General features: G+C 42.7%; 11 protein-coding genes. 1 reads left to right on the forward strand and 10 read right to left on the reverse strand.

The genetic code is table 11. The annotated features are described in order from the left end of the window. Nucleotides 1–747: 747 nt before the first annotated feature. Nucleotides 748–1,698, reverse strand: coding sequence for a nitrilase family protein (locus BLQ57_RS16060; RefSeq protein WP_087940579.1), 951 nt, complete (start codon nt 1,696–1,698; stop codon nt 748–750). Between the two features lie 84 nt (nt 1,699–1,782). Beyond that, a complete protein-coding gene (locus BLQ57_RS16065) occupies nt 1,783–3,921 on the reverse strand; it encodes a PAS domain-containing protein (RefSeq protein ID WP_169712778.1) in 2,139 nt (712 codons plus the stop codon). 479 nt (nt 3,922–4,400) lie between these two features. Here BLQ57_RS16065 and BLQ57_RS16070 point away from each other — a divergent pair, with 479 nt between their 5' ends. Next, nucleotides 4,401–5,735, forward strand: a complete 1,335-nt coding sequence (locus BLQ57_RS16070; RefSeq protein WP_087940581.1) for a metal-dependent hydrolase family protein — start codon at nt 4,401–4,403, stop codon at nt 5,733–5,735. Nucleotides 5,736–5,812: 77 nt separating this feature from the next. Here BLQ57_RS16070 and BLQ57_RS16075 read toward each other — a convergent pair whose 3' ends face one another. The 8 genes from BLQ57_RS16075 to BLQ57_RS21355 form a co-directional block, all read right to left on the reverse strand. Then, complete coding sequence (locus BLQ57_RS16075; RefSeq protein WP_087940582.1) at nt 5,813–8,389, reverse strand: TonB-dependent receptor; 2,577 nt, start codon at nt 8,387–8,389, stop codon at nt 5,813–5,815. Between the two features lie 405 nt (nt 8,390–8,794). Then, the gene (locus BLQ57_RS16080) at nt 8,795–9,562 is read right to left on the reverse strand and encodes an ABC transporter permease subunit (RefSeq protein WP_087940583.1); all 768 of its coding nucleotides are present in this window, start codon (nt 9,560–9,562) and stop codon (nt 8,795–8,797) included. Further along, complete coding sequence (locus BLQ57_RS16085; protein WP_087940584.1) at nt 9,555–10,298, reverse strand: ABC transporter ATP-binding protein; 744 nt, start codon at nt 10,296–10,298, stop codon at nt 9,555–9,557. The genes BLQ57_RS16080 and BLQ57_RS16085 overlap by 8 nt, the downstream gene beginning before the upstream one ends. Further along, nucleotides 10,285–11,523, reverse strand: coding sequence for a nitrous oxide reductase family maturation protein NosD (locus BLQ57_RS16090; protein WP_087940608.1), 1,239 nt, complete (start codon nt 11,521–11,523; stop codon nt 10,285–10,287). The genes BLQ57_RS16085 and BLQ57_RS16090 overlap by 14 nt, the downstream gene beginning before the upstream one ends. 21 nt (nt 11,524–11,544) lie before the next feature. Next, nucleotides 11,545–11,979, reverse strand: coding sequence for a nitrous oxide reductase accessory protein NosL (locus BLQ57_RS16095; RefSeq protein ID WP_087940585.1), 435 nt, complete (start codon nt 11,977–11,979; stop codon nt 11,545–11,547). A 31-nt stretch (nt 11,980–12,010) separates the two neighbouring features. Then, nucleotides 12,011–12,598, reverse strand: a complete 588-nt coding sequence (locus BLQ57_RS16100) for a hypothetical protein (protein ID WP_087940586.1) — start codon at nt 12,596–12,598, stop codon at nt 12,011–12,013. Between the two features lie 57 nt (nt 12,599–12,655). Further along, nucleotides 12,656–14,614: a Sec-dependent nitrous-oxide reductase gene (gene nosZ / locus BLQ57_RS16105; RefSeq protein WP_087940587.1), complete on the reverse strand. Its 1,959-nt coding sequence runs from the start codon at nt 14,612–14,614 to the stop codon at nt 12,656–12,658. Between the two features lie 26 nt (nt 14,615–14,640). Next, entirely contained in the window at nt 14,641–16,407 is a 1,767-nt protein-coding gene (locus BLQ57_RS21355; protein WP_205635635.1) for a c-type cytochrome, read from the reverse strand. Nucleotides 16,408–16,410: the final 3 nt, after the last annotated feature.

The raw sequence follows: 16,410 nt of genomic DNA on the forward strand, positions 1-16,410 counted from the left end.
AAAAAAAACCAGCCTCTTAGTTCCACCATACTCTAAGCTGAGAGTATAAATAAGAATCTCTAATTGGGATAAATACCATTCTACAAGTACCTAGTTAAAAATAAAGACAATCAAAGAGAGAAAGGCCTGAACTGGGTCGAACGACACTTATTTTTGTCCGAAGGCATGGATTTATTTTCCCAATGAAATAAAGTGGAAAAACGACAATAAGCCTCGATGCCTTTTTCCTAAAAAGGAAAATGTATTGGTCAGTAAAGAGAAAGATATAGGAATTGAGGAAAGAAATCACTGGCCCCAGATTAGGTCCCTATCAAATAGAGTAGTGGAAAAAAATGATCATAATACCACAATCAAAAAGCCTCTCTGATGCTAATAAGACTAAATATCGGAAACTAGAGCCCCTTTACCCTTCAAAAACGTTATTCGTCCATTCGCGGCTTAAAATTGTATGCCACTAATTCAAGAATATTTATATCCTTTCTTCGCCCCTGTCCGTGCCTGCCTGACGGACAGTCAGGTCCTCACGGGCAGGAAGAAATATATTTTGACAACTAGAATCAAATCGCTTCTCCGAAGCTCTTTCACCCTTTCTCCTCTTCTATTACTACACTCAAAATGTCTCGCTGAGGCTTAAAGTCTAAAGCAGCCTTCCTATCCAGAAAATGTAATTCGCACATTGGTGGCTAAAATCTAAAGCCTGAATAAAATACAAAGCTTCAAACTTGATTTTGGCATTTTCACTTTTCCCTATTCCTTCCCCAACCAAGCCACCTTTTGTTCCGATTGATGAGCCTGATTTAAAATATCCCGATAGAGCTCGGGCCTACGTGCCTGTAGGTAGCGATGTCCGCCGGCTTGAGTGAGTTTCTCAGGAACGATAGTAGCTATCTCAAAACTATCTTCAAAGCTTCTACACTCCGCCAAAATATCTCCAAAAGGATCCAAAATCGTGGAGCAGCCATTTTTCAACTGATCGTCATCCATACCAATGGGATTGGAAAAAATCGCATACACTGCATTGTCATAAGCCCGGGCCGGTAGCCATTTCATCAGCCATGCCCTCCCCTTCAATCCATCAAATTCCATTCGCAGTGAGGTAGGATCTGCTTCCCGATTCTTCCAGAGCTTGGGATCCACAAAACCCGCACCCGGACGGGTCGAAGGTGTACACATGGTCACATGAGGCATGAAAATGATATCCGCACCGAGGAGTTTGGTGGCACGGACATTTTCGATGATATTATTGTCATAGCAGATCAAAATCCCGCATTTCCAACCCAAAAGATCAAACACCACATATTCATTTCCCGGCAACACATGTGGATTGATAAAAGGATGGAGTTTGCGGTACTTAGCTACCAAGCCGTTTTGATCTACACAGACATAGCCTTTGAAAATACGATCTTGACTGTCTTTTTCGAATAGACCCGCCAAGATCACAATGCTATTTTTCTTAGCTATTTCTATCAACCGCTGAACAGAGGGTCCTCCGGGAATTCGCTCCGAAAAGTCTAAAAGTTGGTCGCGGTTCAACTTCCTCGCAAAAGAATAGCCGGTAATAGAACACTCATGAAAAGTAATGACTTGTGCTCCCTGCTTTGCCGCTTGGGCGGAAAGCTTGTCAATCACAGAAAGGTTGTATTCCTTATCACCGCTTCGATTTTCAAATTGGGCAGTGGCGATTTTGATAGCTTGCATGGCTTGAGTTGATTTTAGGTAGGTGAAGCTAAAAAAAAATCGAGCCGGGGGAAAACTGAAAGTGATGGCTGGTCGATTGATAGATTAATTTTCCAGACTATTGGCTCTATCGGATATTGCTTGGATTACTTTATCCAACTCCATCGCTGAAGCATAAATATGATCCAAAAACTCCTCTCTTTCATCCCCGTCCACCAAACCTTCTTTTATCAGGTTAGCCAAACCTAGAAGTCTTGCCAATGGAGCCCTTACAATGTGGGATTGAGTCCAGGCTATCTCCTTGAGGATCTCATTTTGCTTTTCAATCTTAGAAAGATAATTCAGAGATTGGGTGATATCATTAGCTATCACCATTTTCCCTCTTATCCCTTCTACATGTATTGGGATTGAGGATACTTCCACCTGAATCTCATCACCAGACTTCTTTTTGTGAACAAAATTCCTCTTAAAAATTCCAAATTCATAGGGAGTTGATTCAATCGATTTTTTAACTTCTTCAATCTCTCGTTCAGGCCTTAGATCAAATATAGATAGTCTCAAAAACTCCTCCCTTGAATAGCCATAATTGTCCACGGCAGCCTGATTTACATCTACGATGGTCAAGCTATCCACTGAATAAATCCACATAGGAATCGGACTTTTTTGGAATAAATCGCTGTACTTCTTTTCAGAGCGCTGAACTTTTTCAAAGGCCTTGAGCACTTTTTCTTGCGCCTCTTTTTGTTCGGTGATGTCGGTTCGTACTGCCAAAAAACGGTAGATCTTATCATCCTTATCTCTTAGTGGAAAGATTGAGGTGAATACCCAATAATGGCTGCCATCTTTCCGTTTATTCTTGAGCTCTCCCTTCCATTCTCTACCACCTTTAATCGTATCCCACATTTTTTTGTAAAAAGTCTTGGAATGAAATCCAGATTGATTAATTCGGGTATGAGAACCTATCAGTTCCTCTTTGGAATATCCTGACAGATCGCAAGTGCTTTGATTGGCTTCCAAGATGACCCCGTCAAGATCAGTGACGATGATGTTTGTACTTTGATCTAAAGCTTTCCTAAACTCACTTAACCGCTGATAAGAGGCTCTCAACCTATTTTTAAGAACCATTTCATGATTTACGTCCCTCAGAGAACCGATCATTCGAATAGGATTCCCCTGATCATCTCTAATCAAATACCCCATCTCAAGGACGTAGAAATATCTACCCCTTTGGTTTTTAATTCTGTACTGTGCCGTCCAATAATCCTTTGTAGGATCTTGTAAAAATTCTTGTAACTCAAGGAATACCTTTGGAAGATCTTCGGGGTAGACCCAAGATTCCCAATCCTGTAAGGAAAATTGATTGCCATTTTTAGATTTGTGACCTAAAACTCTACTGAAACTTCCCTCCCAAAAAATGACTTCCTTAGGAATGTTCCAGTCGTAAATCACCTCATTTGTTGCCTTATTGACCAATTCATAGCGACTATTGGCCTTCTGAAGCTTCTCAAAATTCTTTTTCTGATCCGTAATATCCGTGGCCATTCCGACTACACCAAAAATCTCCCCATCAGCTTCTACGAGAGGAGCTAGCTTAGTCAGAAAACACTTCTTGGTATCATCCTCTCCTACAGACCATTCATAATGAATATGCGAGCCATTTAGTGCTTCTTGGTTCTTTTCATTATGAATCTGGGCAAGTTCTTTTCCCAAAATTTCATCCCCCGTTTTCCCTAAAAAGAAATCTTCAGTTAGACCTCCATTTTCAAGTGCTCTTCCGTAAACTCCAGTATGCCGAAAATCCTTATCTAAGGTAAAAATCAAATCGTCCATACTTGATACCAACTTTTTGAACCGCTCGTCAGATTGAGAAAGTTGTTTTTCGATCTGATTATGGGAAAGGTATCCGTTACTTGGCTGCTTTTGCTCTACTATTGAGATTGTCCAAAGAATGGATTCGCCATCTTCACAGAACTTGGGAAGAACTTTGAGAAAAAAAGAACCGTTTTGGGGTGCTTTAATCTTGGCAAAAAATGAAAAATCCGAAGTAATCTTTCTCTTTTCAAGTTGGTCTAGCTGATCGCTAAAATCAAAAAAATCTCCCAAACCTTCTCCTTTTCTTGCTTTTCCCAGGTACTTTTCAAAACTAGCATTGACATGAAGAAGCTCAAATTGACTATTGGTTAGGGCAAGGCCTACTTGAACTGTATCAAATAAAGGACTCCAAAATTCTGAAATTTTGACCATAGCACTCAAACCCATTTAACTTTTTCAATAGTAGTAAATTCTCCAATAAACAAAAAGGTTTTTTACAGGATCTCTTTTTTTAAATAAAGCTTTTCTTAAATTTTTAATTCTTGAACATTTAGCCTCTGCAGGGCTCTAACTTTTTCATCAACACTTTACCCCCGGCCACGCCGAGGGCCATGAAAAATGCCAACCCTTCGGGTATGATTAACCATCAATCCAACAATTGAGAATAAAATCAACAGCCGACAAATTATAGAAAACTGAGAACCGACAGCCCTGAAAGGGCAAAACTATTCATCTCCTCGGGCGGCAGCCCGTGGATAGGCCCCCACCAACAGAGTAGAGCCCCGAAGGGGTGATACTTGTACTATGCAGGTAGCAGCCTGTGTAACTTCCCTAAAAAATAACAGCCAAAAAATTCCTACCTAACTGATTTTTTCTTACTTTGATCAACTAATCTTTAACCTTATTTCCACATGAATAAGCTATTATTTAAAAGCTTTTTGATTCTCCTCTCCATCTGTTCCACTTTTGAGTCAAAAGCCCAATCTGAGACCTTAATTCTAATCAACAACGTAGAGATTTTTGATGGAAAATCTGATCAAACGGCTAAAGGAAATGTCCTTATCCGCGGTAATCAAATCGATCAAATCTCCACAAAGTCCATCAAAGTTCCTGCAAATACTACCGTCACCGTGATTGATGGACAGGGTAAATTTCTGATGCCGGGCTTGATCGATGCGCATTACCATGCCATGTTTGCTACCTTATCCCAAGTTGCCCTTTTGACCGCTGACATTGGTTTTGTCAATCTAGTCGCCGGCAAAAATGCGGAAAATCTACTCCAGAGTGGCTTTACCAGTATCCGCGACTTAGGAGGTCCTATCTTTGGATTGAAAATGGGAATTGACAGAGGAATCATACCCGGTCCTCGAATTTGGCCATCAGGAGCTTTTATTTCTCAAACCGGTGGACATGGAGATTTTCGCTTTCCCAATGATATTCCAACTGACCCCAACCGAGGCTTGAGTTATGCAGAGCGCATCAATGCCGCTGCCATAGCGGACAGTCCTGATTTGGTGCGCTTGAGAGCCCGAGAACAACTTATGCTGGGTGCCTCTCAAATCAAATTAATGGCTGGAGGAGGAGTCTCTTCGGTTTATGATCCACTGGATGTCACTCAATACACTGAAGCCGAAATCCATGCCGCTGTAGAAGCTGCTGAGAACTGGGGAACCTATGTCACCGTACACGCCTACACGCCAAGAGCCATACAGCAAGCCATCCGTGCTGGGGTCAAATGCATCGATCATGGGCAATTGATAGATGAAGAAACGGTCAAAATGATGGTCGAAAAAGATGTGTTTTGGAGCTTGCAGCCTTTCATCGATGAAGGAGACAAGGGTGTCTTGAGTCCTGAAAGCCGGGCCAAGCAACTCGAAATGTACCAAGGAACGGACACAGCTTTTGACCTAGCCAAGAAATATAAGATGAAGATCGCCTATGGAACAGACGTACTTTTTGATGCCCAAAAAGCCGCCCAGCCCGGTGCGCAACTCATCAAAATGAAGCGTTGGTTTAACAATTTGGAAATTTTGAAAATGGCAACAGGCAACAATGGTGAATTATTGGCACTTTCGGGAAAAAGAAGCCCTTACAGCGGAAAATTAGGAGTTATCGAAGAAGGTGCCTTAGCAGATATTCTGATTTTTGACGGAAGTTTGATCCAGAATTTGGACCAAATCCTAAAACCTAGAGAAACGATCAAACTCATCATTAAAGATGGAAAAGTCATTAAAAATCAGCTTTAAAAAGGAATAATTTTACATTTAAAAAGCTCATCTATTGGTTTAGATGAGCTTTTTATTGAAATGAACAGAAGATCTTTTTACCTGAAATTAACCGTAAACTGAGCTCCAATCATTCGTGGTGGACCGGCGATGAAAGTAGGGATTCCAAAAGCTCCTCCCGTATTACCTGCATCTATAATAAATTCCTCATCGAGGGCATTATTGGCAAAGAGCATGAAATCGTATTTCTGAGCGAAATTGACTCCTAAGCGGAGATTTAGCATACCGTAGGCACCCTGCTCAATTCCAGGGAGATTGGTCTCTTCAAAAAACACCCGAGACTTATAGCTATAGGTAGGTCTGAAATAGATCAAGCTTTTCTCGGAAACAGGAAGCCCAAAATCCAAACCTGCCGAGACACTATGTTTTGGAGTCAATCGAAAGGAATTTCCAGCCAAATTTTGCGCATTTCCCTCTGCATCTTCCTCATCAAATGTGGCATCGATAAAGCCATAATTGGCAAAGAAACTGAGATTTTTTAATACCGCATACCGCAAAGCTGTCTCAAAACCAAGAGCTGTAGATGCGCCTTCATCTCGGGTATCAATCCGTAAACCATCCTGGTCCGCTACAGCTATACTCGTCTGAAAATTAGAATAGTCATAATAGTAGGCATTCACATCGAAACTCAGTCTATCATCGGAAGAAAGCGTCTTCATCCCCGCCTCATAACTCCAGACTGTTTCTGCATTGAGCACATTGGTCTCAGTGGCCAATACTTGCACTACATTGGGTCTTCGACCTCTAGCGATATTCCCAAAAAAAGTAGTGTTCGGATTCATTTTATAATCCACCGCCAATCTCCCCACTGCTGAGAAAAACTCCTCAGTGGTTTCTAGTTTTCCGTTAGTTGGGGTGAAAATATTATTGGCAGACCCTCCCGTCAAAATAAAGCCTAAGGTTCCTCGCTCTTCAGCTTCAGGAGTATCTAAGGCACCTGAAATTCGCTCATACGTTCCCCGAAGACCTGCCGTCACGCTTAGCTTTGAACTCAAATCATAAGTTCCATCAGCAAAAACCTCATAGGCATAATTTCTCCCAAAATTGGTACTGACTTCCCTATGATTGGGTTTTAATGGAGCACCAGCCAAGGGACCAAAGATATCAGGAACATTGGGAATGTTGGCGACCAAATTAGGCTGCCCATTGATGACCAAAGGTTCGAATGGAATCGCTGTCAGTAAAAATTCCTTCACTGGAACCGGAAGTGGTGCCCCACTTATTCCCTCTCTGATAAAAGGAGTGAATAAGGTGTACAAGCTTCGCTCATCTCCTTCATAGGGCAATCGCTGAAAACCATCTTCATAGAAAAAGCTCAGCCCTGTAAAACCACGAAATCTAGATTCATTGGCAAAATTAAAGCGAAGCTCTTGACTAAATTGCTTACCAATAGCCTCTTCTCCCAAAAACAAAGCAGGTGCTACTGTCCCATCCGAATCAAAAGATTCGAAAGAATCAAACTCTCGATACGCTGTGATCGAACTCAAATCCCAGGTCGAACTCAAAGTTTGATTAACCAAAAGAGTAGCTCCCCAAACGGATCGATCTACGCCAAGTGCTCTCCCCCGCTCCATATCCGCGAAGGTATTCGGACTCAAATCGCCTCCCAAAGGTGCATAGGTACCACTCTTAAATGCAGTACCGGGAGGCGTATCTTGCTGATAATTAAAAATAAAATCTATCGCCGTATTTTTGCCCGGAAGGTACTTCATAGCTACTCTCCCTGCTTTAGTGTCCTTTCCGTTTAAAGTCCCTCCAGAGAGATTTTCGATATACCCCTCTCTCCCATTATAAATTCCTGCCACACGAAGGAAAAAATTATCCGAAAGCGGCACGTTGACATGCCCTGTAGCCAAGCGCTGCCCAAAATCACCCGCACCCAAACGAACCTGAGATGAAAAACTGTTCTTCGCCTTGTTTTGGATTAAGTGAATCGCCCCGATCTGAGCTCCTCTTCCAAACAGGGTCCCTTGCGGCCCCTTCAGCACCTCGACCCGCTCCATGTCAAAAAGCTCCACGACCGAACCCCTTGATTTGCTGATCGACACCCCGTCTTGGAAAACCGAAACCCGTGGTTCCACCCGAGAATCCCCATCATCCGAAGTAATTCCTCGCACGACAAAACCGGGGTTATTGACGCTTTGAAGTTGAATCTGAAGTCCCGGAACGAATTCTGAAAGGGCATCGAACTCAAAGGTATTGGTTCGAGTCAGAAACTCATTTCCATAAGAAGTTACTGCAATGGGTACGTCTTTGATCAATTGACTGCGTCGCTGAGAAGTCACTACCAAACCTTCCAGCTGAATGGCATCGGGAATGAGTTTGATGTCCAACTCATTCCCCCTATCATTTGATAATTCAATACGGGTTTCAAATTGCTGATACCCGATAAAACTCACTACAATTAGGTAGGAACCTTGATCGATCTGATCGAAAAAAAACTGTCCATTTGGATTGGTAATGGCACTTTTATTCAATTCCTGAATCTGAACGAGCGCTCCAGGCAAAGGTGCACCCGTTTCATCGCTTATCCTTCCTTGCAGCCTGACGGATGACTGCGCTACTAAGGCTTGTTGGCTGAATAAGATTAAAATTGCGAGGAAAAATGTTTTCATAGAAGATTTGTTTTGATCTCAAACCTACAGCGTGATTTTGAATCGGAAGTTAAGCACAAGTAAATCCTTTATTACTAAATACGAAAATAGAATACTTGATCAGTAGTTCAAAGTAATGAAATCGAGCATGACGTTCACACTGGTATGCCCCGATGGGTCGGGGAATGCTTGCGAAGATTCTCCCGAAGTTCGGGACAGGTAGTGACCATTAAAAATCAAATTATAAACACATGAAAAGAGCTGCAAAAGTTTCTTAATATCCACCTCGACTTGGTTCGACTTCGCTCACCAACCGTCGCTCGGTGTCCATTTGTCTTGTTTTTTAGGAGGGGAGGAAAACGCGAATAATCATATAAAAAACACCTCAGGTCTACTGACTTGAGGTGTTCTTTTAGCCAATTAACTCTAAAAATCTCGTTTTTTAAATTTCATCATCGCCAACAATCCTGGAAGTAAAACCCAAAGCAAGAGCATACCTCCGGCTAGTGCCACTCCCATAAATTCAGAAAAAAACTGCTGGAAAAATGCACCTGTATAGCCCATTAAAGCTGAAATATCCAGTTGCATCAGCATCAGCACTCTTCCCAAATCGACCGGATTGAGCATCATTAGAGCCAAAGTGGCTTTTTCCAAAGGATAATCTGCAAAGCTGTAGATGATGTAAAGGACTAAACCATCATACACCAAGGAGAAATAAATCCAAAGGGAAAGACTAATACCAATTGCTTTGGCCTTGTCTCGAGTATACACACTGGCGAGAAAGGCAAATCCTGCAAAAACCGCACTCAGTACGACTCCGACGATCAGTAAAGTAATCAAACTCGAGTCTGCCCCCCATAGAAGCATGGGCAACCCAAAGCCTACAATAAGCGCCAAACTCAGCATCAAAATCACCGCCAGAAGTTGGCTCAGAAATACATGAATCCGCTTGACAGGCTGAGCTAGCATCAGTTCGATAAACTCCAGATTATTGAAGAAGTGAGTCGTGGCAAATACCGCTGCAATCAACGGAACGATCATGATCATAATATTCATCAAACTAAGGGAAACTTTACCCAAATCATCTGAAACCTGATAAATGGAAATGGCTACCAAAACCATAAACAGGGTGTACAAAAGCGCAAAGCGAGACTTCACGATATCGTAGAGTGCGTATTTCAATAACTTAAACATGACTCAAGGATTTTTTAGCTGTGTTTTTTTTTAAGGTCCACTGCATGAGTTTGGCAATGGCAGGAGAAAACCGTTCCTCATCCGTAATTTCTTTGAGGCTGTCTACGGTATCGGCAAAGTACACCTCACCCTCAAAGATATAAACTGCCCGGTTGGTCAGTTCTTCCAAATCGCTCAAAATGTGCGAAGTAATCAGAATTAATTTCCCTGACTCACGCTCATTTTTGATTTTTTTCTTCAGCACCTCCACTGCGATCGGATCCAGTCCGGCGGTGGGTTCATCCAGAATCAAAATATCCGGATTGAAGAGAAAAGCCAAAGCAGCGGAAACCTTCTGACGCGTTCCTCCCGAAAGTGTCCCCAAAGCCTTATCTTTCATTCCCTCCAGTTCATATTGGGCGATCAGTTCGGTATCATAGGCTTTGATCTCCGGCCTCATGTCTTTCATCATTGCAAAGAGTTGCCCGATTTTCATATTGGCAGGATAGCGGCCAATCTGCGGCATATAACCGATCAAGCTTCGGTATGTATGATTCCCCTTTATAGATTGTCCTTTGACCAGAACCTCACCCTGATCTGGCAATACCATTCCAAGTATGGTCTTAATTAGCGTGGTTTTCCCACTTCCATTTGGACCCATGATGGCATAGCTGTTTCCTAGTTCAAATTCCAGGGAAAAGTCTTTGAGTACTTCCAGCTTGCCAAACTTTTTCGATATGCTTTTAACTGAAATCATAAGGCTTCATTTTAGGTGATTCATCCATCATGTCCTCGGGAGTCAATGTGGGCAGGATTTTCTCCATTTTATCCAGTAGATTGACCATAAAACTCCTCCACAATATGACCGAGGCCGGAATTTTTTCGACGATGACGGAGTATAAATTAATCGGGCGAAAAGGCACGTCCCCAATGCTATCCCGATCGAGGTCATAGCCTTCGTATTTGTCCCAATAGTTTTCTCGAAGTGTATTTAAAACCAAAGAGCCATTGGTACTGATATCGAAGGTGTTGTTATTGAAATTATTGTATTGAAAGAGATTTTGATCACAGGAGGCCATGAGTTTGAGCGCCCAGCCATTTTCGCTAAAGGTGTTCTGCTCAAAATCAATTCTACTGCTTCCCTCCATGTAGATGCCGATGGTGTTTTTGAGGAAAACATTACCAATCACTTTACTGTCGGAGATGTCCTTGAGAAGAATCCCATAGGCACTCGCTCCCCAATTTTCTTCAAATCGGTTTTCTTGCATCAAAACATTTTTGGTATACATGACCGCCACACCTGCTCCATTTTGACGGAAGGTGTTCCGGATGTAGCTATTGTCATGCGCAAACATGAAGTGTAGTCCATAGCGCATATTTCGCTCAATCAGATTTTCTTTGGCTTGGGTATCCGTGACAAATTCCAGATAAATCCCGTCCCGGTGTCCGGAAACTTGATTATTGGCAATGACAGAATGAGAACATTTCCAAAGGTGAATACCATTTCCCACTTCGAATTCTCGTTCGGAAGTAGCATTAATTTTATTGTCAAGAATGCTCAGCCGCTTGGAATTGGAGAAATGAAGTCCAAAAAAAGTCTCTTCCAGAATGTTATTTCTGATAATGCAGTCGCTAGAGTCGAAGAATTTAATTCCCGCCGAGTCATCCATATTGGATTTTCCGGTATTGATGATTTTGAGCCCTTCGATGAGAATATGACTCCCAGCGACTAGCAATACATTCCCTTTCCCCTGTCCATCAATGACAGGATAATTTTCACCTATAAGAGAAATGGATTTTCGGATGATAATTCCCGATTCAGGATAATTCCCACTTTCCAAGATCACCGTATCACCAGGTACCGCCTGGTCTACTGCCTTTTGGATAGATTCACCTGCTTTAATTCGGATTTGACCTGCGTCCAAAACCAATGTGAAACAGCAGAAAAAGAGAAATAAAGTAAGGCTTATTAAGTTTTTCATGATTTCTTGAATCCAGTTCAATTATTTGAATTGGGTAACCAATTCACCCCAAGCGAGGTAAACGCCCCCTTTTTTCATCTTATGGTCTTCGAGTAGATCAAAGTCAGGAAAGGCGACTATTTGGCTAGCCATTGGAGTTTTAAATTCTTCTGATTTGAGGTAGAAAGCATAATTAGCGTCCAAAAGTGTACCTGGGTTGAGGTAGTCTGTGACCAAAATATGCTTGAAACTTTGGCCTTGACCGGCATCAGAGTGCAGGTAATCCACCATGCAATTGAGGTCATCAAAAATGTAAATTTTGCCTTTTTCGGTGACGAGTTCAGCTCCGAATTTGGCATCCATCAATTTCATTTTACAGTGATGACAAGCGTCTTCACCATAATTGATGGGTCTAGGGTCTGCAGAGCAGGAAGCTAGTAGTGCCACAAGACTAAGAATGGAAAGGAATCGTTTCATGATTTCAAGGATTAAATGGTTAAGGGTAGAGTTAGGCTACTACTTGGTTTTTATTTTTCCGACGGTCTCGAATGATCGCGACGAAGAGCAAAGCCACGCCGCCCATTAAAATCCAACTGCCGATATCGGGTCCTGAATAAGCCAAGAAATTAAGGAGTTCTTTGTACCCAATCAGGGGAGGCTGATAAGTCATATCCGGCACTTTGATGGCCGCCTTTGGGTCAAGATTATGTCCATAATCATATCCCCAGAGGTACATATCTACGAGGACAGCCAAGCCAAAAAGGGTCATCAAGGTCAAGAATCCATAGAGAGACCACCGTTTTCCGATCCAGGCAGCTACCAACCCCAGAACAAAAAGAACTCCGATGATGTATTTGAGATAAATGAATTCGGGAAACATGTCTTCACCGATATGCTTCATTCCGATGTAGTGATTGACTCCGTTGATAGTATCGACATTTCCACTGAGATGATCGATCCAGATTTTCATATTCAGGCCTTCGGGATATTGAGGAGCCCAGAGACTGATCTGCCAAAGCGGCGTAAAGTAGGCTGGAATAATCGTCAAGGCCGCAATCAGAATCAGAAGCCTGTTAGAGTTGGATAGGGTTTTCATAATTTAGGTAGGAAAACCGCCAATCTTTGAAAGTGGCGATTTTCCTTTTAAGTGAAATTATTCAGCCTCTCCTGTAGAAAAGCTCAGCGGAACATTAGATCCCTTCGGAGAAACTCGGAGGTATCCCTGCATCTCTTGGTGTAGCGCCGAACAGAAGTCTGTACAATAGAATGGGAAAACCCCTACTCTATCCGGTACCCATTTAAGAGTAGCGGTCTCACCGGGCATGATTAGTAATTCCGCAGTATTGGCTCCTTTGATGGCAAATCCATGAGGCACATCCCAGTCCTGTTCCAGATTGGTCACATGGAAGTACACTTCATCTCCGACAAATACTCCCTCGATATTATCCGGTCTGAAATTGGATCGGATAGAGGTCATGTACACATGCACTTCATTTCCTTTGCGTTCGACTCGGGCATCATTGATTCCTTTGAGCGCATAAGGACTTCCATTTTCCTCTATAGGATAGAATTTCACCTGGCGATCTTTGATCAAACTTGCGGGGAAAGCCTCTGCATAATGGGGCTCGCCTATAGTCGGAAAGTCTAATAGCAGCTGCATTTTATCTCCAGAGATATCATACAATTGTGCTGAGTGAGCCAATTCAGGGCCGGTAGGCAAATAGCGGTCTTTGGTGATTTTATTATAGGCCACCATGTATTTGCCATGAGGCTTGCCGGTAGGTCCACCGGGGATACTTAAGTGACCTACAGAATAATAGGTAGGTACGCGATCCAAAACTTCTAGCGTTTCGATGTTCCACTTCACGATTTCCGAAGACACAAACATGGAAGTATAAGCATTGCCTTTACCGTCAAATTCAGTGTGCAAAGGACCCAAACCTGGTTTTTCTACTTCCCCATGAAGCACAGACTCATAATTCAAGACCGGCATACCATTGATATCGCCTTCGAAATCTTCATTTTCAATCGCTGCTAGCATCTTGGTAAAAGAAAATACTGGAATAATCGCTGCTAATTTTCCGGATCCAATGATGTATTCTCCAGTAGGGTCTGTGTCTGTTCCATGAGGAGACTTAGGACAAGGAATGAAATACACAATGTCTTTGAGAATAGTAGGGTCGAGCGTCAGGACTTCGTCCCTAATCACAGAGGTGGCCGAGTGTGTAGCTTCGTCCCATTTATTGTGGGCATACTGTACTTTTTTCTTGGTTCCTTCTCCAGCTTTCACATACTCCTCGGCTTTTTTCCAATTGATGGCCATGATAAAGTCCTTATCCTTTTGCGAAGCATTCACTTCCAATAGTGTATGGGCCATTTCGGTATTGTAGGTTGATAAGAAAAACCAGCCATGTGATTTGTTTTTCCCGGCTCTTGCCAAGTCAAAATTGAATGGTGGTGCCTCAATCTGAAACGCCAAATCCATATCCCCATGCTCAGGATCTACACTGATGAAAGAGATGTGTCCTTTGAAGTTTTCCTTGTAGGAATCAATGGAAACGTCCTGATTGTCACCCACAGGAACAGAGAAACGAGTTCCCGCCACGACATACTCCGTATTTTGTGTAATAAATGGAGAAGAGTGATTACCGGCAGAGTTTGGAATCTCGATAATTTCTACGGTCTTGAAGGTATTCAGGTCTACTCTTGCGATTCGAGGAGTGTTATTGGCATTGCCAAAAGCCCATCGTGCATCATGCTCAGCATTGGTAGTAGAAATGGCGATATGGTGTAAATCATCCCATGGGATGAAGCCATGTGAGGTATTCAGCATAGGCTTAGACTCTTCTGAATAGCCCCAACCATTTTCAGGATGAACCGAAAAAACGGGGAGAATCTTCAAAACTCTTCCCGAAGGAAGTCCGACGACTGACATCTGTCCATTGAAGCCACCTGAGACGATGTTGTAAAACTCATCGTGCTCTCCCGGGGCCACATAGACTTTGGAAGCTGCATCTCCCGTAATGGCAGATTGTGCTCCTTTGGGTTTGCATCCTGGTGCTAAAGCCACTGCGATCAAGCCTGCAGCTAGTAGCCATGTGTGTTTGTTCATTTGATTAAACTTTTTAGTCTGGTTTGTTATAATGCGCCGTCTTTCTCACCGGCTTTTTCTAAATCATTCTTTCGGAGAAATTCCAAAATACCCCGGGCATCGCCCACTGATATATTTTGATTGGGCATTCGGGTAAGACATTCTGCCAAGAGCTCCTGTGCCACCGGATCTTCGTCCAGCATCACATCCACATTAGTGATCATATTCATAATCCACTCAGGCTGTCTGCGATTGGTCACTCCTTGAAAGCCTGGACCTACTAGGCGCTTATCGTTTAGTTGATGACAGGCTGTACATTTCATGTCCACAATGGCCTTTCCTGTACTGACCAGGTTTTCATCGATCTCTTCATCGAGGTCAAGGTTCTTTATTTCGCCGATTCCTTTTGGATCTGCTTTGACTTCTTTAGGAGGAGTCGAATTGGAGGAGGAGGAGGTAGTTTTTGTGTCACCTCCACCACATGAGGTCATGAGTATCCCTAGGATTCCCAAAGACCAGATAAGTGATTTGTTCATAGAATAATTAGTGTTTGGATTTTTTGAGGTTAGATTAATTTGTGAAGTAGCTTGTGTTTTGCTTTCAAGTTGGGTAACCCAAAGTAGCGTCAGCCCCAAGGGAAATAGGATGGAAAATAGAAACAGGAGAAAATGATATTCTGGGATAAAGCCCCAGGCTAGCCAAAGGAGCATTCCTTGAGTAAAAAGTAGAATTTCGGTACTCAGAAATCCAAGAAATACGATCAGCCAACCCATCTCGGTCGAGCGCTCTATGGCTAGGTCTCCATTGAGCATTCCTACTGCTCCCACTCCAAAAGTCATGACCCCCAATAGAACTAAATGAAGGAATCCAATGACGAACTGGCGAACTGTGTAGGAAATCACCGCCACAGAAGGAAGAACCAGTAAAACTTGTAATAATGTTTTGGCTGCTAGACTAAGGAGGGCCGCTAAGATCAAAAGTCTAATCAGACGATGAACTCTGATCTCTTTCAAGCCCTGAAAAACAATGCGGATTATCCATAAATAAACTATAGCTTGAAGCAGAACAGCAAATCCATTGATCCTAAAATAAAGTGGATTTGGTTCGGCCCAAGTAATCGCAAGCGCATAGGTAGCGATCACAGAGCTAATCAGGATGGCAAACTGAAAGAGTGACCATTTAATTATTCCTTGAGATCGCTCTAGGTGAAGGATCAAAAGCCCTAGGGTTCCAAGCACAAACCAGCCATTGAGCTGAAAGTGAAGAAACCACTGAATACTCATGAAATACAATTCGTGCAATCTGCCTAAAGTGGACGTCACCGGCCCCAAGGCCCATAAACCCAAAGTGGAGATCAGCTGAAACCAAATCGCAATTTGAATTAAGCGAATACCAAGACCGCGCGACTGCAAACGAAGTACCCGAAGTAATCTGAAAGCCAGCACATAGGAAATCACTACATGAAGTGTAGAAAAAGAAATACTCCATACGCCGTATCCCTGAATCGGAAAAGTGATCAACATCCCGATCAGCGCAATCAAGGTGAGTGTAAATAGCTTTCTGTATTTGCGGATAATCTCGCTTGGAGATTCTACACTGAAAATAATACCCCCTGTGATCATCAAATACCCCCAACCCAAAAGCGCCAAATGCGAATGGGTATGGAGGATATTTTTATAGTCTAAGAAAACCGGCATCTCCATCACATGAAAAGAGCGCATCATCAGTCCCAAAAGAGCCGCTATCAAAAAGAAAGCTAGCGCCCACCGGGTCCAAGAATGTCTCAATGCAATAAGTGATAAGGAGCTTGACATGGC

It is taken from the genome of Algoriphagus faecimaris, assembly GCF_900101705.1.
GTDB lineage: Bacteria > Bacteroidota > Bacteroidia > Cytophagales > Cyclobacteriaceae > Algoriphagus > Algoriphagus faecimaris.